The sequence below is a fragment of the Pandoraea anhela genome, from assembly GCF_902459655.1.
Classification (GTDB): domain Bacteria; phylum Pseudomonadota; class Gammaproteobacteria; order Burkholderiales; family Burkholderiaceae; genus Pandoraea; species Pandoraea anhela.
This window is the reverse complement of sequence record NZ_CABPSB010000002.1, coordinates 241,891-260,756: the sequence shown is the minus strand read 5'-3', so window position 1 is coordinate 260,756 and position 18,866 is coordinate 241,891. Positions and strand designations below refer to the sequence as shown.

Annotated in this window: 17 protein-coding genes and 2 pseudogenes; 9 read left to right on the top strand and 10 right to left on the bottom strand. The window is 63.8% G+C overall.

The window, feature by feature from the left end:
- Positions 1 to 35 precede the first annotated feature (35 nt).
- Positions 36 to 1,394 carry an ATP-dependent protease ATPase subunit HslU gene (hslU, locus tag PAN31108_RS04305; RefSeq protein WP_150667642.1) on the top strand — a complete coding sequence of 453 codons (1,359 nt, stop codon included), beginning with the start codon at positions 36 to 38 and terminating at the stop codon, positions 1,392 to 1,394.
- A gap of 115 nt (positions 1,395 to 1,509) precedes the next feature.
- Here the strand turns inward: hslU and PAN31108_RS04300 are convergent, their stop codons facing one another.
- Positions 1,510 to 2,052, bottom strand: a complete 543-nt coding sequence (locus PAN31108_RS04300; protein WP_150667641.1) for a response regulator transcription factor — start codon at positions 2,050 to 2,052, stop codon at positions 1,510 to 1,512.
- Complete coding sequence (locus tag PAN31108_RS04295; protein ID WP_150667640.1) at positions 2,049 to 3,317, bottom strand: ATP-binding protein; 1,269 nt, start codon at positions 3,315 to 3,317, stop codon at positions 2,049 to 2,051. Before PAN31108_RS04295 ends, PAN31108_RS04300 begins: the two co-directional genes overlap by 4 nt.
- A 285-nt stretch (positions 3,318 to 3,602) precedes the next feature.
- Between PAN31108_RS04295 and PAN31108_RS04290 the strand changes: the two genes are divergently transcribed.
- Positions 3,603 to 4,094: a copper chaperone PCu(A)C gene (locus PAN31108_RS04290; protein ID WP_370819570.1), complete on the top strand. Its 492-nt coding sequence runs from the start codon at positions 3,603 to 3,605 to the stop codon at positions 4,092 to 4,094.
- Between the two features lie 43 nt (positions 4,095 to 4,137).
- On the opposite strand, the gene PAN31108_RS26700 is transcribed toward PAN31108_RS04290, so the two are convergent.
- Positions 4,138 to 4,323 carry a hypothetical protein gene (locus PAN31108_RS26700; protein ID WP_246183770.1) on the bottom strand — a complete coding sequence of 62 codons (186 nt, stop codon included), beginning with the start codon at positions 4,321 to 4,323 and terminating at the stop codon, positions 4,138 to 4,140.
- Between the two features lie 155 nt (positions 4,324 to 4,478).
- On the bottom strand, positions 4,479 to 4,715 hold the full coding sequence (locus PAN31108_RS04280) for a hypothetical protein (RefSeq protein ID WP_150667638.1): 237 nt from the start codon (positions 4,713 to 4,715) through the stop codon (positions 4,479 to 4,481).
- A gap of 263 nt (positions 4,716 to 4,978) precedes the next feature.
- Here PAN31108_RS04280 and argB point away from each other — a divergent pair, with 263 nt between their 5' ends.
- Positions 4,979 to 5,884: an acetylglutamate kinase gene (gene argB, locus PAN31108_RS04275; RefSeq protein WP_150667637.1), complete on the top strand. Its 906-nt coding sequence runs from the start codon at positions 4,979 to 4,981 to the stop codon at positions 5,882 to 5,884.
- 191 nt (positions 5,885 to 6,075) lie between these two features.
- On the opposite strand, the pseudogene PAN31108_RS04270 reads toward argB, so the two are convergent.
- The 3 genes and pseudogenes from PAN31108_RS04270 to PAN31108_RS04260 all read right to left on the bottom strand — a co-directional run bounded on the left by PAN31108_RS04270 (position 6,076) and on the right by PAN31108_RS04260 (position 8,849).
- A pseudogene (locus PAN31108_RS04270) lies at positions 6,076 to 7,034 on the bottom strand (PDR/VanB family oxidoreductase).
- Positions 7,031 to 8,090 (bottom strand): annotated as a pseudogene (locus tag PAN31108_RS04265) (Rieske 2Fe-2S domain-containing protein). The pseudogenes PAN31108_RS04270 and PAN31108_RS04265 overlap by 4 nt, the downstream one beginning before the upstream one ends.
- A gap of 90 nt (positions 8,091 to 8,180) precedes the next feature.
- Positions 8,181 to 8,849, bottom strand: coding sequence for a GntR family transcriptional regulator (locus PAN31108_RS04260; RefSeq protein ID WP_150667636.1), 669 nt, complete (start codon positions 8,847 to 8,849; stop codon positions 8,181 to 8,183).
- 396 nt (positions 8,850 to 9,245) lie between these two features.
- Here PAN31108_RS04260 and PAN31108_RS04255 point away from each other — a divergent pair, with 396 nt between their 5' ends.
- The 5 genes from PAN31108_RS04255 (at position 9,246) to PAN31108_RS04235 (ending at position 14,341) form a co-directional block, all read left to right on the top strand.
- Positions 9,246 to 10,052, top strand: a complete 807-nt coding sequence (locus PAN31108_RS04255) for an HAD-IA family hydrolase (RefSeq protein WP_150667635.1) — start codon at positions 9,246 to 9,248, stop codon at positions 10,050 to 10,052.
- Positions 10,053 to 10,065: 13 nt separating this feature from the next.
- Positions 10,066 to 10,722 (top strand): nucleoid occlusion factor SlmA, encoded by a 657-nt coding sequence (slmA, locus tag PAN31108_RS04250; RefSeq protein ID WP_063389806.1) that lies wholly within the window; start codon positions 10,066 to 10,068, stop codon positions 10,720 to 10,722.
- 328 nt (positions 10,723 to 11,050) lie between these two features.
- Complete coding sequence (gene metX, locus PAN31108_RS04245; RefSeq protein WP_150667634.1) at positions 11,051 to 12,262, top strand: homoserine O-acetyltransferase MetX; 1,212 nt, start codon at positions 11,051 to 11,053, stop codon at positions 12,260 to 12,262.
- The gene (gene metW, locus PAN31108_RS04240; RefSeq protein WP_246183769.1) at positions 12,259 to 12,942 is read left to right on the top strand and encodes a methionine biosynthesis protein MetW; all 684 of its coding nucleotides are present in this window, start codon (positions 12,259 to 12,261) and stop codon (positions 12,940 to 12,942) included. Before metX ends, metW begins: the two co-directional genes overlap by 4 nt.
- A gap of 106 nt (positions 12,943 to 13,048) precedes the next feature.
- Entirely contained in the window at positions 13,049 to 14,341 is a 1,293-nt protein-coding gene (locus PAN31108_RS04235; protein ID WP_150667633.1) for an AmpG family muropeptide MFS transporter, read from the top strand.
- Positions 14,342 to 14,405: 64 nt separating this feature from the next.
- Here the strand turns inward: PAN31108_RS04235 and PAN31108_RS04230 are convergent, their stop codons facing one another.
- From PAN31108_RS04230 to PAN31108_RS04220, 3 genes are all read right to left on the bottom strand, one after another.
- On the bottom strand, positions 14,406 to 15,926 hold the full coding sequence (locus tag PAN31108_RS04230; RefSeq protein ID WP_150667632.1) for a catalase: 1,521 nt from the start codon (positions 15,924 to 15,926) through the stop codon (positions 14,406 to 14,408).
- 350 nt (positions 15,927 to 16,276) lie between these two features.
- Positions 16,277 to 17,050, bottom strand: a complete 774-nt coding sequence (locus PAN31108_RS04225) for an exodeoxyribonuclease III (protein ID WP_150667631.1) — start codon at positions 17,048 to 17,050, stop codon at positions 16,277 to 16,279.
- Between the two features lie 178 nt (positions 17,051 to 17,228).
- Positions 17,229 to 18,173 carry a LysR family transcriptional regulator gene (locus PAN31108_RS04220; protein ID WP_150667630.1) on the bottom strand — a complete coding sequence of 315 codons (945 nt, stop codon included), beginning with the start codon at positions 18,171 to 18,173 and terminating at the stop codon, positions 17,229 to 17,231.
- 198 nt (positions 18,174 to 18,371) lie between these two features.
- Between PAN31108_RS04220 and PAN31108_RS04215 the strand changes: the two genes are divergently transcribed.
- Positions 18,372 to 18,827, top strand: coding sequence for a CidA/LrgA family protein (locus PAN31108_RS04215; protein WP_150667629.1), 456 nt, complete (start codon positions 18,372 to 18,374; stop codon positions 18,825 to 18,827).
- The last annotated feature ends 39 nt before the right edge of the window (positions 18,828 to 18,866 follow it).

Sequence of the window (18,866 nt, the reverse complement as noted above, 5' to 3'; positions counted from 1 at the left end):
CACCCGCTTTGCGAACCCCTAATCTGGCGAACGTCATGACCCATATGACCCCCTCCGAGATCGTTTCCGAACTCGACAAACGCATCATCGGCCAGCACAAGGCCAAGAAGGCCGTCGCGGTGGCGTTGCGCAATCGCTGGCGCCGTCAGCAGGTGGCCGAGCCCCTGCGTCAGGAAATCACGCCGAAGAACATTCTGATGATCGGACCGACCGGCGTCGGCAAGACCGAGATCGCCCGACGTCTGGCCAAGCTGGCCGACGCGCCGTTCATCAAGGTCGAGGCGACGAAGTTCACCGAAGTCGGCTATGTGGGCCGCGACGTGGACAGTATCGTGCGCGACCTGGCGGAAATCGCCATCAAGCAAACGCGCGAAGCCGAAATGAAGAAGGTGCGCACCAAGGCCGAAGATCGCGCCGAGGATCGCATTCTCGATCTGTTGCTGCCGACTGGCCGCGAATCGTCGCGCGACATCCGTTTCGGTTCGGCATCGCACGAAGCCGAGCCGAGCGGTGAGGACAACGCGACGCGTCAGACCTTCCGCAAGCGTCTGCGCGAAGGCGCGCTCGACGACAAGGAAATCGAACTCGAAGTCGAAATCCCGGCACAGGGCATGGAAATCATGGGGCCGCCGGGCATGGAAGAGATGACCGAGCAGATCAAGGGCATGTTCGCGAATCTGGGCAACCAGAAGAAGAAGCGTCAGAAGCTCAAGATCAAGGACGCGCTCAAGATCCTGACGGACGAAGAAGCGTCGAAGATGCTCAACGACGAAGAGGTCAAGCAACTGGCCCTGCGTAACGTCGAGCAAAACGGCATCGTGTTCCTCGACGAAATCGACAAGATCGCCACGCGCAGCGAAGTGGGTGGCGGCGACGTGTCGCGTCAGGGCGTGCAGCGCGATCTGCTGCCGCTGGTCGAAGGCACGACCGTGAGCACGAAGTTCGGCATGATCAAGACGGACCACATTCTGTTCATCGCGAGCGGAGCGTTCCATCTGGCCAAGCCGAGCGATCTGATTCCGGAACTGCAAGGCCGCTTCCCGATTCGTGTCGAACTCGAATCGCTGTCGGTCGAGGACTTTGAAGCGATTCTCACGCAGACGGACGCCAGCCTCGTCAAGCAGTATCAGGCGTTGCTCGCTACCGAAGACGTGACGCTCGAATTCGCACCGGACGGCATCAAGCGTCTTGCGGAAATCGCTTACTCGGTCAACGAGAAGACGGAGAACATCGGTGCGCGGCGTCTGTACACGGTCATCGAAAAGCTGCTCGAAGACATTTCGTACAGCGCGGGCAAGCAGTCCAGCGAAGTCGTCACGATCAACGCCGATTACGTGAACCGCTTCCTCGAAGAAGTGGCGCAGAACGAAGATCTGTCGCGCTATGTGCTGTGATGGCGTGAGTTACATCGCGACATGAGAAAGGCCCCCTCGGGGGCCTTTTTTTCGTCCATCGTTGCGTGCGGCGGTGTTGTGGGCTGTCACCGCAGCGACACCCGCCGCTGCATCGTTACTGCTTGACCGGGCGCTTGAGCAACTTGCGCTGCAATGTGCGGCGATGCATGTTCAGTGCGCGCGCCGTGGCGGAGATGTTGCCGTTGTGTTCGGCCAGCACACGTTGGATGTGTTCCCATTCCAGTCGCGCCACCGACAGCGGCGACGGGTTTTCGATGGCCTCGTCGGCTTGCGCTTCGCTGGCGTCGCTACGCAACGAGGCCAGGATGGTGTCGGCGTTGGCCGGTTTGGCGAGATAGTTGTCCGCGCCGTCCTTGACGGCCTGCACGGCCGTGGCAATGCTCGCGTAACCGGTGAGCACCAGCATGCGCGCTTTCGGTTGCAGCGCCCGCAGCGGCGCGATGAGCGGCAGTCCCGAGTCGTGACCCAGATGCAGGTCGACGGAGATCAGATCGAATTGCCGCGTGCGCGCGGCGAGCAGCGCGGCCGCACTGTCGGCGGCGATCTGCACGTCGTAACCGCGACGTGTCAGCGCGCGGGCGAGCGTTTCGGCGAAGACGACATCGTCGTCGATGAGAAGGAAGTGGGAGGCGTTCATGTCTGACTCCGCGAACCGAAGAAGAAGGTGGCCAGCGGCAGGCGCAGTTCGGCGCGCGTGCCTTGCGGCGTGTTGGGGGTGAGGGCGATGTCGCCGCCGAGCCGTTGCGCGCTGGCGAAGGCGAGATACAGGCCCATGCCGTGCCCGCCGTGTGTGCTCATCACAGGGGAGTTGCCAAGACGCGCGCGAAGCTCGGCTGTCATGCCGGGGCCCTCGTCGCAAACGGTGAAGCGTACGTCCTCGGCGGCGACGGCCACGTCGAGCGTGACCGACGAGGGACTGAAGTACGCCGCGTTGTCGAGCAGGATGGTCAGGATCTGGCCGACCTGTACGGTGTCTTCGATGCGCGCCGTCAGCTCGGGCGGCACGCGCAATTGGAACTGGACCTGCGGATGGCGCAGTCGCCACTGTGTGGTGAACGCCGGTAGCCACTCGGCCAGCGGCTGACGCACCGGGGCGGCCGCGCGCGTCTGCACGTGGCCGATGGCGCTCTTGCACAACGCAATCTGCTGCTCCAGTGTCTGAAGGTCCGGCTCGAAGGGCTTGAGCGCGCTGTTGCCCAGACTTTCGCTGCGCAATTCACCGACCACCACGGCCATCGTCGAGAGCGGCGTGCCGAGTTCATGCGCCACGCTCGCGGCCTGTGCGCCGAGCGCAGCCATTCGCTCATCGCGCAGCAGACGCTGTTCGGCGCGGGCGAGCTGCGCGTCGCGTGCGCGCAGCGCGCGCGACATGCGCGACACGAACCACGCGATCACAAGCACGCTGACGACGAAGTTCACCCACATCCCGGCAAGATGCAGACGTAGCAGGTTGCCCGGATCGGCGAGATCGAGCGGCACGTACTGGAAGTTCAGTGCGCCGTAGGCGACCAGCGAGAGCAGCGCGAGTTGCGACGCGTTGCGCCACGGCAGCACGGCGGCGGCAATCGCCAGCCCCGGCAGGAACAGCGAGACGAAGGGATTGGTCGCACCGCCGGAGAAGAACAGCAGTGCGGTGAGCGCGGCCAGATCCACGAGCAACTGGCTCATCAGATCGAGATCGGTCCGGCGCTTGGCCCGTTCGACGCCGCGTCGCGCACGCACCCAGGTGAGCACGTTGAACAGCACCTCCAGCGCGACGATGGTGAGCATGGGCTCCAGCGGCAGGCGCACGCCGAGCCAGAGTTGGGCGACACCAATGGTGGCCAGCTGGCCGACGATGGCCAGACAGCGCAGCCAGAAAAGCTGAACGACGTTGGTTCGCTCGATGGGAAAATGAGTCATACGACAAGTGTACCAAGTCCGGGTCGCGCGCCATCCGGCGTCGCGCGACGATGCGACACTCTGCCGCATCGCGCAAATGGCCGATATCACGGCGTCGCCTCACGCGTTGCACGGCACGCGACTACAATGGCCGTTCACGTCCTGTGTGGCATGTCGCCGCACGAAGTCTGCGACGAATCGGCAGACAGGGACCGACGATGTTCGGCCCGTCGACGACAAAAAGGAGTTTGCATGAAGCACAAGCTTTTGGTGGCGGTCGCATTCAGTCTCGCAGCCGGGCTCGGTATGGCCTCGGCGTCTGCCGTTGCGCAGGCGACCCACGCCGCCCACGCTTCCCCAGCCGCGCAGGTCGATGTCTCCGACGCCTGGGCGCGCGGCACCGTTCCCGGCCAGACGTCGTCCGCCGTCTACATGACGCTTCAGGCTCATCAGCCGACCACCCTGCTGAGCGTGAGCACACCGGTGGCGGCCAACGCCGACGTGCACGAAATGAAGCTCGACGGCACGCTCATGAAAATGCGCGCGCTGCCCAAGGGGCTGCCGCTGGAGGCGAACAAGCCGGTGGAACTCAAGCCGGGCAGCTACCACATCATGCTCACGGACCTGAAGACGCCGCTCAAGAAGGGCGACACGGTGCCCGTCACGCTGAAGTTTGAAACCGCCGATCACAAGACGTCCGAGTTGCAGGTGCAGGCCACCGTGCGGGACCTGACGGCGGCGCCCGCCGGCGGCGGCATGGCCGGGATGGCCGGCATGGCGCACGGGGCGCACAAGTAATTCGCGCGGCCCACGGCGCGGCCGACGCTGACGTCCGGCCGGCTTATGGCGGGGGGCTGGCGTCGGTGGCGGGGTCCGCAGCCGTTACGTCGATCGTCACCCCGGCGGCGATCAGCGCCGCGCGCAGGCAGGTTGGGCACAGGCACGCGTTGACGCCCAGCCTTGCCGACGACGGCAGCGACGGCCAGTCGAGGCACCAGCATTGCACGTCGGCCCGCTCGCTTCCCATCGGCCGGGTCGCCCGGTCGGAGGCCTGACTCGCCCAGGGCCCTGGCGCGGTTATCGCGCCGCAAGTCACCGCAGCGCCGCATTGCGGGCAGCGCGACGGCGCCGACGGATCCGTCTTTTCTCCGCGCGCTGCGCTGGCCGCCGTCGCTTTCATTTTCATCCCATGAGAGCGTTGCACGCCGCCTCGCCGTCCTTTTCCCGGTCGAGTTGCGCAACTGCAACAGCGGGTTGGCTGGCTTCGGCCAGCCACACGCGGATCGCCTCGGCGCCTGAATCGACGGGGGCGACGGGGGCGACGGGGGCGACGGGGGCGACGGGGGCGACGGGGGCGACGGGGGCGACGCGTGCGGCGGGGCAGAGAAGGAAGGATGGAAAGGTGGCGAGAGGGGGCATGAGGTAAAAATCGGCCACTGAAGGGCGTCCTGCGATAAGTGAAAGGGGTGATACGCACGTGCGGTGCTGTGCCGCTGACGGGGCGAGAATCGCCGCTTTTGCGGTTGCCGCCCGGCACATGACGACAGCGATGGGCAGTCGTTGTCCGACGCGTGCGTCGGCGCCTTCCGAAACCCGTCGAAGCCCCGCACGTCAAGGCTTCTTGGCTGTACAATTCGCCCTGTTTCCTGGTCCACCTGCTTCACCTTCCGAACCTTCCCGCCATGTCCGATCAGCAACTGAACTCCATCGACGACATCGCACCCGCTCTCAAAGCCGAAATTCTGGCCGAGGCGATGCCGTACATCCGCAAGTATCACGGCAAGACCGTGGTGATCAAATACGGCGGCAACGCCATGACCGAGGAGCGATTGAAGCGAGGCTTCGCGCGCGACGTCATTTTGCTCAAGCTCGTCGGCATCAACCCGGTGGTGGTGCACGGTGGCGGCCCGCAGATCGATCAGGCGCTCAAGAAGATCGGCAAGCAGGGCACGTTCATCCAGGGCATGCGCGTGACCGACGAAGAGACGATGGAAGTCGTCGAGTGGGTGCTCGGCGGCGAAGTCCAGCAGGACATCGTCATGCTGATCAACCAGTACGGCGGCCAGGCGGTCGGTCTCACGGGCAAGGACGGCGGTCTCATCAACGCTCGCAAGATGATGATGCCCGATCGCGAGAACGCCGGCCAGTTCCTCGACATCGGTTTCGTCGGTGAAGTCGACTCCATCAACCCGGCCGTGGTGCGCGCGCTGCAGGACGACGCCTTCATTCCGGTGATCTCGCCGATCGGTGTGGGCGAAGACGGGCAGGCGTACAACATCAACGCCGACCTCGTGGCCGGTAAGCTCGCGACGGTGCTGGGCGCCGAGAAGCTGGTGATGATGACCAACATTCCGGGTGTGATGGACAAGGACGGCAATCTGCTGACCGATCTGTCCGCGCGCGAGATCGACGAACTGTTCGCCGACGGCACGATCTCGGGCGGCATGCTGCCGAAGATCTCGTCGGCCCTCGACGCCGCGAAGAGCGGCGTCAAGTCGGTGCACATCGTCGACGGTCGCATCGAGCATTCGGTGTTGCTGGAGATCCTGACCGAGCAACCGTTCGGCACGATGATCCGCTCGCACTGAGCGGGACATCGGCGGGGCACGCCGGCGCAAGCCGGCGACTCGCAAGTTTCAGGCAGCGGACCCTTTGGGGTCCGCTTTGCATTTGGGGTACAGGATCCTGCGATAGGGTGATAGGGGTGATAGGGGTGATAGGGCGATAGGGCGATAGTGCGCTTGCGGCGTGTGCGGCGCTGTCGCGACGATCCGGCCGATCAGAGATCGAGCACCAGCACGGCGGACTGGCTGCGCGAGCAGCACGGCAGGATCTGATCGTTGGCGGCGCGCTCGTCGTCGGTGAGGTAGACGTCTCGATGGTCGGGCGTGCCGTCGATCACGCGTGTGAGGCACGTGCCGCAAACGCCTTGCTCACACGACATCTGCACTTCGACGCCCTGTGCCGCCAGCGCCGCGACGATCGTCTCGCCGGCCTTCACGTCGATCACCCGGCCGCTCGAATGCAGCTTCACCTGAAATGGCGGGTCGGCTTCGCCACCGGCGTTCTCATGCGCGGGGGCGGCAAAGTACTCGCGATGCACGTTGCCTTCCGGCCATTGCGCGGCTTCCGCGCGCGCGAGCACGGCGTCGATGAAACCGGCCGGACCGCAGACATACAGATGTTTGCCGCCGGACGGTTGCGCCAGAATCGCGTCGAGATCGGCGCGTTGGCCTTCGCTGTCGAAGTACAGACGCGTGTGCGCCGCAATGCCCTCGCGCGCGAATCGTTCGCGAAATGCCGTGCGCGCCGGCTCACGCGTGCAGTAATGCACTTCGAACGACGCGCCGCTCGCGGCGAGCGCTTCGGCCATGCAGAGGATCGGCGTCACGCCGATACCGCCGGCGAGCAGAATGCTGTGCTTCGCCGCTTCGCCGCTTCGGCGAGCGGGAAGTGATTACGCGGCGCGCTGATCTCGATCTGCGTGCCGACCGCGAGCGCGTGCATGCCGACGGAGCCGCCACGCGATTGCGGATCGCGCAGCACCCCCACACAGTAGCGATGCGTCTCGCCCGGCGCGTTGCACAGCGAGTATTGCCGCACGAGGCCGTCCGCCACATGCACGTCGATGTGTGCGCCGGCGGTGAACGCGGGCAACGCGCGACCGTCCACACTCACCAGTTCGAATTCGCAGATGTCGGTGGCGACATCGCGCTTGTTCGCCAGCCGGACCTTCATGCGGCGTTCTCCATGTCGGCGCCCGCCGCACGCGCGCGCTCCGCGTCGATCAGACGGTCGAGGACCTTGCGCGACTGCACGCCTCCGGCGTCGATATTGAGCCTGAGAATCTTCTTGTCCGGATACGCCGACAGATTGCGCTGCTGCGCTTCGAGCACTTCCTGGTCTTCGGCGAAGATGCCGCCCTGGCCCTCCCTGATCGCAGCCGTCAGCTCGGCATCCTGTGGTTTGAAGTTGCGCGCCATGCCCCAGAAATACCAGATCGATTCGTCGGTCTCCGGCGTGATGAAGTCCACGACGATGCTGCCGGCCTTCTTGTCGGCCGGCGCGTCGTAACCTCCATGACCGGCGTGAGCGACGCCCACTTCGATCATCACATGGCTCGGCGGCGTGAAGCGGCAGATCTGCCAGCGGTCGCACGCGAGCTGATCGTCCAGACCGTTCGCGCGCAATGCGCTTGCCCAGAAAGGCGGCGCCTTGATGTTCTCCATGTGGCGCGCCGTGATCACCATGTCGCCCTCGACGGTCGTCTTCGGCGGGGCTTCTTCGATCTCTTCCTGCCCGATGCTCGTGGCGTGCACGTACGTCTCGTGCGTGAGATCCATCAGGTTGTCGATCATCAGGCGATAGTCGCACTTGATGTGATAAAGGCCGCCGCCGTACGCCCACTGCTCACTCACGGCCCACGCCAGATGCGGAATTTCGTCGGGATTCGCGCGCGGCGTCACCCGGCCAGACCCAAACGAAGCCATAGCGCTCGACGCACGCAAACGCGCGCGTCTTCGGAAAGCCGCCGACACGCTGACCGACCATCTTCGTGCACTTGCCACCACCGTCGACGGTGAGGCCGTGATAGCCGCACACGAGATGGCCGTCTCTGACGAAGCCCAGCGAGAGCGCGGCGCCGCGATGCGGGCAGAAATCTTCGAGCGCCGCGGCATTGCCGTTGCCGTCGCGAAAGAACACCATCGCTTCGTTGCAGATCTTGCGGCCCAACGGTTTCCCGGCGAATTCGTCCGGCGTGCAGGCGATGTACCAGGCATTTTTGAGGAACATGATCGTTTGTCTCCTTGGCGCGCCTTGTCAGGGGTGTGGCGTGCTCTCGTTTCGATGTGGGACGGTTCGGATACCGTGGCCAGACGCGCGTCAGAGCAACTGCGCGCCCATGCTGTGTTCTTGCGTCACGATGTGTTCGCGGCACATGAATTCGGCGCGATCGGGCTGGCGCGCGGCAATCGCTTCCACGATGGCGTGATGCTGCCGATGCGCGTAAGCGAGGATCCCGGCGTACTGGCGCCGGTCCTCATGTCCGAATGCGACCGTGCGAGGGGCGACGAAGGGCACCAGATTGCAGCGCGCGATGAAGCCTTCGAGCAGCGGATTGCTCGCGCCGGTGACGAGCCGGTCGTGAAAGCGCGCGTTGTGCGAGGCGTAACCGATCTGTACTTCGGGCGTCATCGTGTGGTCCGCGAGCAGAGCGTCGCCCTCGGCCAGCAGCTCGCGCAGTTGCCGGAGCAGGTCCGTGCTCGCGCCCTTCTCGGCGAGCAGACGCGCGGCGTAGCCTTCGAGCGCGCCTCGCAGGTGAAGCGCTTCGACACTCTCTTCACGCGTGTGCGCCCGCACCGCGTAACCACGCTGACCGGCGCGCACCACGAGGCCTTCTTCGGCAAGCACCGGCAGCGCCTGACGCACCGGCATGCGCGACACGCCCAGTTGTTCCGCCAGTTTGGCTTCGGCCAGGCGCTCGCCCGGCGCGAGTTCGCCCTTGAGGATCATTTCGCGCAATTGAACCGTGGTCGGCGTGGGATGCAGCATGCGTCTCCTTTCGTTTCCTTTCCTGTGAGCCAGGCAAGCGGGGCCTGGCGACATTGGCTTTTTTCATTATGGGATCCCATAATTGGTAAAAGCATTGGTAAACACCCTTATTTGTGCAATTATGGGATCCCGTTAGCGATTTGCCTGCTCGGCCCGAGCGGGCGAGAAACGACGCCCGGGCCGAGATTTTTTCGATACCTTGTATGGGGAATGTAGGGGTGTCGGGCGGTGGGGGCATGTGGCGCGGGGCGGGGCCCGGCCGATTTGTCAAAGCGGGCACCGCGCGATAGCATCTTGCCTTGCGATGACGGCGCCGAATCTCCGGGGGTGAGGGGACACTCTGTCTGGCAGCGCTGGCCATTTTCACGTATCTCCTCGCAAGAATCCGCTATCTCCGTGTCTTCTTCTCACGTTCTGAGCCGGCGACGCCGAGCGCACCGCGCCCGTAGCGAGCACGGCACGCGCGGTCCGGTCTGGTTGTTCGATCTGGACAACACGTTGCACCGCGCGTCTCACGCGATCTTTCCGCGCATCAACCGCGCGATGACCGCCTATATCGTCGAGAAGCTGGGGCTGGGGCAGGACGAGGCCAATTTGCTGCGCTCGACCTACACGGATCGTTACGGTGCGGTGTTGCTCGGCCTGATCCGGCATCACGCCATCGATCCGCACGAGTTTCTCGCGCGTGTTCACGAATTGCCGCCGCTGGCCGAGGTGTTGCGCGCCGAGCGCGGCATCGCCCGGTTGCTGGCCGGTCTGCCGGGGCGCAAGATCCTGCTCACGAACGCGCCTGCCCACTACGCGATGCCGATCGTCGAGGCGCTGGGGATCCGTCGATATTTCGAACGATGCGTGAGTATCGAGGACATGGCGGACCGTCGTGCGTGGCGCGCGAAACCGGACGCCACGATGCTGCGGCGTCTGCTCGTGCGCGAAGGGCTCGCGCCGGAAAAGACGTGGCTCGTCGAGGACACGCGTACGCATTTGAAACACCTGCGGCACTTCGGCATCAAGACGGTATGGATCACTGGACATCTACCGATCAGAAACAGTCTTGGCAAGGTAATGCCGCGAAGTGGCCGCCCACACTACGTGGATATCAAAGTACAATCTCTGCGCGAGTTACGGGCGTGCCTGGCGACCGGGGAAGGCGCGAAACGCGTGGCCCGGGCATCCCGACCCCGACAATCGAACCCCAACTGATAACGACCAGACGATGCAGCAGGAAAACTCTTCGAACGGCGCCGGTTACGGCACCGCCGATGCGCTGGAGGCCGCGCCAGCGCCGGTGAAGACCACACGTCCCAAGCCGGGCGAGCGCCGCGTGCAGGTGTTGCAAACCCTTGCCGCCATGCTCGAGACGCCCAAGGGCGAGAAGATCACGACGGCTGCGCTCGCCGCGCGCCTCGACGTCTCGGAGGCGGCGCTCTATCGCCACTTCGCGAGCAAGGCCCAGATGTTCGAAGGCCTGATCGAATTCATCGAACAGACCATCTTCGGTCTGATCAACCAGATTTCCGCGCAGGATCAGGACGGCGTGTCGCAAGCGCGCGCCATCGTGCTGATGCTGCTCGGTTTCGCCGAGAAGAACCCCGGCATGACGCGTGTGCTGACCGGCGAAGCGCTGGTCGGCGAACACGAGCGTCTGCAAGAGCGCATGAACCAGCTGCTCGACCGCATCGAGGCGTCGCTGCGTCAGGTCCTGCGTCTGGCCGCAGCACAAGGCACGTTGCCCGAAACGTTCGATGCCAACTCGCGCGCCAACCTGCTCGTATCCTACGTGCTCGGTCGCTGGCACCGCTTTGCCAAGAGCGGCTTCAAACGTTCGCCGGCGGAAGGCGCGGAGCCTCAGGTCGCTGCGCTGCTGCGCTGAGCCGGGAAGTCGGTGGTCTGCGCCGAGTGCGCAGATTACGTTATACTTTTGCAACCCGCGACGGGGCTGATGCAACACTGCCTGGCCTTGTCGCGACGATTGGCGCGCCGATTTGGTGACTCGCTTGCGGGCGCGCGAATGACTCGGCCGGAGATTTTCCGGTGTGGGACATTCACTAAAAATGCGGCTAAAGAGGTCGTTCGCGCACCCCGCCGTTTTTCCGTCGACCCCTTTTCCCGCACAGAACGCTTCAGGACATCGTCCGACGATTCGTCATGGCTGACGTATCGTCGGGGACGGTGGCCCGGCATGTTTCGGACAGGGATTTATGGAATCTTCAATCGGAATCGTCACGCCGCAGCGGATGCATTTCGCTGAGCCGCTGGCACTGCAAAACGGCAGCACTCTCGCAGGCTATGACCTGATGGTCGAGACGTATGGCGAGCTCAATGCCGATCGCAGCAACGCCGTGCTGGTGTGTCACGCGCTCAACGCGTCGCATCACGTGGCGGGCATCGCCGCCGACAACCCCAAGGATGTCGGCTGGTGGGACAACATGGTCGGCCCCGGCAAGCCGCTCGACACCAACCGCTTCTTCGTCATCGGGGTGAACAACCTCGGCTCGTGCTTCGGCTCGACCGGTCCGATGAGTCTCGACGACGCCACCGGCACACCTTACGGCGCGCGCTTTCCCGTCGTCACCGTCGAGGACTGGGTCAACGCGCAGGCGCGCGTGGCGGACGCCTTCGGCATTCGCAAGTTCGCCGCCGTGATGGGCGGCAGTCTCGGCGGCATGCAGGCGCTCGCATGGAGCATCATGTATCCCGAGCGCGTGGGGCACTGTCTGGTGATCGCGTCCACGCCGAAGCTTTCCGCACAAAATATCGCGTTCAACGAAGTCGCACGCTCGGCCATTCTGTCCGATCCGGACTTCCACGGAGGCGACTATTACGCACATGGCGTAGTGCCGCGTCGTGGACTGCGTGTCGCGCGCATGATCGGCCACATCACGTATCTGTCCGATGAAGACATGGCGACCAAATTCGGTCGCGCGTTGCGACGCGCCGAAGCGCTGGTCGACGATCTGAAGGCCGACGTCGGCGCTCATGGAAAAGGGAACGGTAACGGTAACGGTCAAGACGACGGCTATCGGTTCAGCTTCGACGTGGAGTTCGAAGTGGAATCGTACCTGCGTTATCAAGGCGACAAATTCGCCGAGTATTTCGACGCCAATACGTATTTGCTGATCACGCGCGCGCTCGATTACTTCGATCCGGCCCGCACGGTCGGCGGCGATCTGGCTAAGGCGCTGTCGCATACGTCGGCCAAGTATCTGATCGTGTCGTTCACGACCGACTGGCGTTTCGCGCCGGCGCGTTCGCGCGAGATCGTCAAGGCGCTGCTCGACACGCGTCGCACGGTCAGCTACGCGGAAATCGACGCGCCGCACGGTCACGACGCCTTCCTGCTCACCGATTCGCGCTATCACAATCTGGTGCGCGCCTACTACGAACGTATCGCCCAGGAGGTCGGGGTATGAGTCAGTCCACCATTGCAGCGAACGGCGTGGGCGGAGTGTCCACCAGCGCACAAGCGGCAAGTCTGGCCGCATCGCGCGATCGTATTTCGGCGTCGCTCGCGGATCGTCCCGACTTCCGGGTCATTGCGCGATGGATCGAGCCGTCGTCGCAGGTGCTCGACCTCGGGTGCAGCGACGGCTCGTTGCTGCGTCTGCTGACCGATGAACTCGATGTGAGCGGCTACGGCGTGGAGATCGACGACGCGGGCGTGCTGGCGTCGGCGCAGCGCGGCATCAACGTCATTCAGCAGAATATGGAAGACGGGCTGAAGCTTTTCGAGGATCAGAGTTTCGATACCGTCATCCTGTCGCAGACATTGCAGACGATTCACCGCACCGCGGACATTCTGCGCGAGACGGTGCGCGTGGGGCGCGAAGCCATCGTCTCGTTCCCGAACTTCGGTTACTGGCCGCATCGTCTGTCGGTATTGCAGGGCCGCATGCCGGTGTCGAAGAGTTTGCCGTTCCAGTGGCACAACACGCCGAACGTGCGTGTGCTGACGATCCGGGATTTCGAGGCGTTGGCGCCGGATGTCGGCGTGAAAATTCTGGATCGTGCGGTGTTGCACAACGGCCGGCTCGTGTCGGTCGGTGCGAACTGGCGTGGTAGTCTTGCGGTCTATCGCGTCAAGCGTTCCTGAACCGACGGCAGCGTGCGGGGCAGCGTAGCGTCGGGCCCCTGACGGCAGCAGACAACGGGGGCCGGGCAACGTGCACCGCAGGCGGCTGGCCCCAACTGTCCTTTCCATGACCGATTCGCTGCGGCCCGACGACGGGCGCGTCTTCCACCCCACGCGGATGCTCATCTGCGTGATTCTCGGTTTCACCTCGGGTCTGCCGCTCTTCATCCTGCTCAATCTCGTGCAGGCATGGTTGCGCAGCGAGCATGTCGATCTCAAGTCGATCGGCCTGTTTGCGCTGATCCAGTTTCCTTACACGTGGAAGTTCCTGTGGGCGCCGTTCATGGATCGCTTCGCGCCCAATCTGCTCGGCTGGAAACCGGGGCGGCGTCGCGGCTGGATGTTCGTCACGCAGTTGCTGGTGGCGGGGGCGGTCGCGATCATGGGGACTTACTCGCCGCAGCGCGATCTGATGACGATTGCGGCGCTGGCGGCGGCGCTGGCATTCTTCAGCGCGAGTCTCGACATCTGTCTGGACGCCTACCGTCGCGAACTGTTGTCCGATCGCGAGCAGGGGCTGGGCACGGCGATGCATGTGAATGCCTACAAGGTGGCGGGACTGGTGCCGGGATCGCTCGCCCTGATCATGGCCGACCATCTGCCGTGGTCGCAGGTGTTTTTCGCGACGGCGGCGTTCATGCTCCCGGGCATCGTGATGACCCTGGTCGTGAAGGAGCCGGAGATTCGCGGCACGCCGCCGAAGACGTTGCGCGAGGCGGTGGTCGAGCCGTTTCACGAGTTCGTCACGCGTGGCGGATGGTCGCAGGCGTTGCTGGTGCTGGCGTTCATCTTTCTGTACAAGCTGGGCGATTCGATGGCGACATCGCTGGCCACGTCGTTTTATCTGGATCTCGGGTTCACGAAGACGCAGATCGGCGTGGTGGCGAAGGCGACGAGCCTCTGGGCGAGCGTGGCGGGCGGCATCATCGGCGGGATCTGGCTGATCAAGCTGGGCATCAACCGGGGGCTGTGGGTGTTCGGCGTGCTGCAACTGGTGTCGGTGCTGGGCTTCGCATGGCTGGCGGAAGCGGGACCGGTGGTGGTAGGTCTGGGTGCGGTGATCGCGTTCGAGGCGTTCACGGCCGGGCTGGGCACGGCGGCGTTCACGGCGTACATCGCCCGCACGACGGACCCGCGTTACACGGCGACGCAGTTCGCGTTGTTCACGAGTCTGGCATCGGTGCCGCGCACGTTTGCGAATGCCGGCACGGGCTATATCGTGGACGGCGTGGGTTGGTTGATCTTCTTCCTCATCTGCACGGCGCTCGCGGTGCCGGGCATGCTTCTGCTGCCGAAAGTCGCCCCTTGGGGGGCTGACGACGATGGCGATGGCGTGCCCGCGACGGACGGGCCGCGCTGACACGGGGTTCGGGAGTTCGGGCGCCGCGCATGCCAGCGCGCGGCGCCCGCAGTCACTCGATACGTCAGTTCGGGAGCTTGTCGGCCAGCGCGATCACTCGCGCGGGATCCGCCCCAACGGCGACGGCAACCCGGCGACCGTACTCGGCATCCGCTTTTTGCAAGAAGGACAGGATCGCGTACTTGACGCGTTCGTTCTTCACCTGCCCGAGATCGCCGGCGAAATTAGCGACAAGATTGCTTCGCTGTTGCGCGTTCAATGAGCGGTAGAACATGCCTGCCTGCGCGAAATCCCGTGTCTTGACGATTTTCGCTTGCTGCGTGGTGCCGATGAGCGGAGAACGGCTCGCTTTGTACTGTTCGTCCGACGTCAGCGGGGCTTGCACGCTGGGCTCGTAGTTCACGCTCCCCTTGCGGCTTGCGGCATTCATCGCACCGTCCTGATGATGGTTCGAGACGTTGGCGCGCGGTTTGTTGACGGGCAACTGGTGGGCGTTCGTGCCGACACGATGCAGTTGGGTGTCGGCGTACGAAAACAGGCGTCCTTGCAGCAATCGATCTTCCGAAGGTTCGATGCCCGGAATCAGATTGGATGGCGCGAAAGTCGCCTGCTCCGTTTCCTGGAATACGTTATCCGGATTCTTGTTCAGGGTCATGGTGCCGACCTTGATCTCCGGCACATTGGGCCAGATCTTGGTAGCGTCCAGCGGGTCGAAGTCGAAGCTCGACATGCGCTTGAGTTCCAGCACCTGAACGTAAAGATCCCACTTCGGATAGTTGCCCTTGGCAATCGCGTCGTACAGATCGCGGGTCATGTGATTGAAGTCTTCGCCCTGAATTTTCCGGGCCTCGGCGGCGGACAGTGTTCTCACCCCCTGCTGACTCTTCCAATGGAATTTGACGTAGTGCGCTTCGCCCTTCGCGTTGACGAACTTGTAAGCGTGCACACTATTGCCGTTCATCTCACGGTAGGTGGCCGGCGTGCCGAAGTCGGAATAAATCCGCGTCAGCATGTGGGTGGCTTCCGGCTGGTGAGAAAAGAAGTCGAAGAAGCGATTCGGGTCCTGAAGGTTGGTGTTCGGGGCGGGCTTCAGGGAGTGCACCATATCCGGAAACTTCATCGCGTCGCGAATGAAGAACACCGGCTCGTTGTTGCCGACCAGATCCCAGTTGCCTTCCGACGTGTAAAACCTGGTGGCGAAACCGCGCGGATCGCGCAACGTTTCCGGGGAGCCGCTGCCGTGAATCACGCTCGAGAATCGCACGAACACGGGGGTCTGTTTTCCTGGCGTAAACACCTTGGCGCGCGTGAACTCCGAGAGACCGCGACTGGCGACGAACGTCCCGTACGCACCCGCGCCTCTGGCGTGGACCACGCGCTCCGGAATCCGCTCGCGATCGAAACGCTGCAGCTTCTGAATCAGATGAACGTCCTGCAACAGGACCGGTCCCGTCGGGCCTGCGGTCTGCGAGTTCTGGTTGTCTCCTACGGGAGCCCCGTTATCACGCGTGAGCGGCGTTGCATGCGCGCCGAAAGCAAGGCACATGGCAACAGTGCACAGGATGACTCCATTCTTAGAGGCCATCGGTCGATTCCTTTATTGTTGGGTACTGTGGGAACGCTGGATGCGTACCAGCGGACGATTTGATCGACGGCCTGAAGGCAGGTTGTTGGGAGTACGCCCAAACTGGCGAAGCTTCGGCGGAAATAACGCGGGCGGGGAGCGGTTTTGGGAAAAGGCGGGAATGGAGCGGCGGCAATGCCAAACTGCCGGGCGGCGCATTCACGGTGAGGCCGGCGGGCGCACGGGGCGGCGCCCGGCGCAGATGGCGAGTGGCATGCGACATCCAACGAAAAGGCCGATCTTTCGAAGATCGGCCTTTTTGCTCGGGATGGCTCGGGATGCCTGGGGGGGTTGGGGATGGCTCGCAGGACTTACAACGGGTGATCGTAGTCCACCGTCAGCGGCGCGTGATCGCTGAATTTGATGTCGCGGAACACGGAGGTCGTCTTTGCTTTGCCCGCGATCCCCGGCGTAGCGATCTGATAGTCGATGCGCCACCCGACGTTCTTCGCATACGCCTGCCCGCGGTTGCTCCACCACGTATATTGGTCGGGGCGCGGATCCAGCGTGCGGAAAACGTCCACGTAACCGTGATCGTCGAACAATTGGGTGAGCCATGCACGCTCTTCCGGCAGGAAACCCGAATTCTTCAGGTTGCCCTTCCAGTTCTTGATGTCGATTTCCTTGTGGGCGATGTTGACGTCACCGCACAGCACGACTTCGCGCCCGGCCGCTTTGAGTTCGAGCAGATGGGGCATGAAGCCCGCCATGAAACGAAACTTCGCCGCCTGACGCTCCTCGCCGCTCGACCCCGACGGGATATACACCGAGATCACCGACAGATTGCCGTAACGCACTTCGACGTAACGACCCTCGGCATCGAACTCCTCGTTGTTCCAGCCGATCACGATGTCGTCGGGCTCGCGTCGCACGTACACGCCTGCGCCGCTGTATCCCTTCTTCTGTGCGTAGTGGAAGTAGCCCTGATAGTCGTGCGGCTTGAGAAAGTCCGGCGTCATGTCCGGCAACTGCGCCTTGATCTCCTGCACGCAGAGAATGTCGGCATCCTGATTGCCGAACCACTCGAAAAAGCCCTTCTTGGCGGCCGATCGCACGCCGTTCAGATTCGCGGTAATGATGCGCATGAGTGTCGAAGTATCGCGCCGCCCTGCGGCGACACGATGGCAAAGGGGGAAAATTTGTCAGCGGCAAGGATACCGCAATCGTCGCAACTCGTCGGATCGCTCGCCGAGGAACGACGCCCCCGCGCCGCGCGCATGGACCGGCTGCCGGGCCGGATGACATTCGGTGCGCCGCCCGTTCCTACGTTCGCCGCGCGCCGCCCACGATGGCGGCCTTGGCTTCGCCATCGCCTCCGGGACCGAGAATGTCCCGCGCCAGCGCGAGCCAGCGTCGCGCCGCATGCGACAGATACGAGTCGCGCCGCCATGCCATGGCCAGATCCCAGGGAATCTCCGGGTCGCGCACGTCCGTCATGACGAAGCGCTTCGGATCGAGCCGCGCGCAGAACGGCTCGGGCAGCAGCGCAATCCCCACGCCGTTGTCGACCATCGACGCGATGAAGTCCCACTGACTGGAGCGTCCGGCGATCTTCGGCGTGAATCCCGCTCGTCGACACGCGGCAATCACGAGTTCCGACAACGCAAACCCCTCGCCATAGAAGACGAAGGGCTCGTCGCGCAATTCACCGAGGCCGACCCAGGCGCGGCCCTCCCAGCGGGAGTCGTGCGGCGCGATCAGGCGCAACTGGTAGTGACACACGGGCAGCACGTCGAGCACCGTCGGATCCACCGGCAACAAGACCGCGCCCAACTCGATGTCGCCCGCGAGCAACGCCTGCTCGATCGCGCGCGAGCCGGTCTCGAACAACTTCATCTCGATGTCCGGATAGTGCTGATGGAACGCGCCGATCACCGGAATGAACAAGTCGCCGCCGAGCGGGGGGATGCCGATCGACAACTCGCCGCGCGAGACCGTCTCCAGATCGGCCAGCTCCTGCTGCAACCGCGCATGCGCCGCGAGTACGTCCTGCCCGCGTTCGAAGACGACGCGTCCCGCATCCGTCAATTGAAGCCGGCGACCCATGCCGCGCTCCTCACGCAGCATCAGCGGCGTGCCCAGTTCGTCTTCCAGCGCCTTGACCATTTTGCTCACCGTCGGTTGCGTGACGAAAAGCGCTTCGGCCGCCGCCGTGAAGCTCTGCTGTCGCACAACCTCCACAAATCCTCGCAACGCACGCAGTTCCATTTTGGTTCTCGCGAATGCACCCTGGTGGTGCGAAATGAGCGAAACCCCCGTCCCGCAAGGCTTCGCTATGCACGATTAGGGTTAATACTTAAATTATTCCAATTTGGAATCGATTTTATACGACTAATTCATTATATTTATGTTGCGGTGCTTCCTATACTGCTCTCCATATTCGTGAAAACCCTTAGGGAGTCCGCCATGACCAAGATGATCGCGCGCCGTGTGTACACCCGCAGCAAAGGCATTGTCAGTGTGCTGTGGCAGATCGCGCTCCTGACGGGGATCTATCTGGCGGCGGATGCTGCGTCGCGTCATTTTCATCTGCCCCTGCCGGGCGGTGTGCTCGGTCTGCTCGTCGTGGTGGCGCTGCTCATGAGCGGCGTGCTGAAGACGGAGAAGATCAAGCGCGGCGCGGACTGGTTCCTGGCCGAGATGATCCTCTTCTTCGTGCCGCTGGTCGCCGCCGTCATGCAATACACCGATCTGCTGCGCCAGGAGGGCCTGCAACTGCTCGCCGTGATCGGCGTGGGCACGGTGCTCGTGATGGTATCGACCGCCCTCGCCGTGGATTTCGCCTGCCGCGCCGAGCGTCGCCTGAAGCGCGCGCTCGTTCGCATGCCGGCGCGTCGTGCCCATGCGCACGATGCCCGCTGATGCGTTGCGAGCGCTGCGTCACGCGCCCCGCGTTTAGCG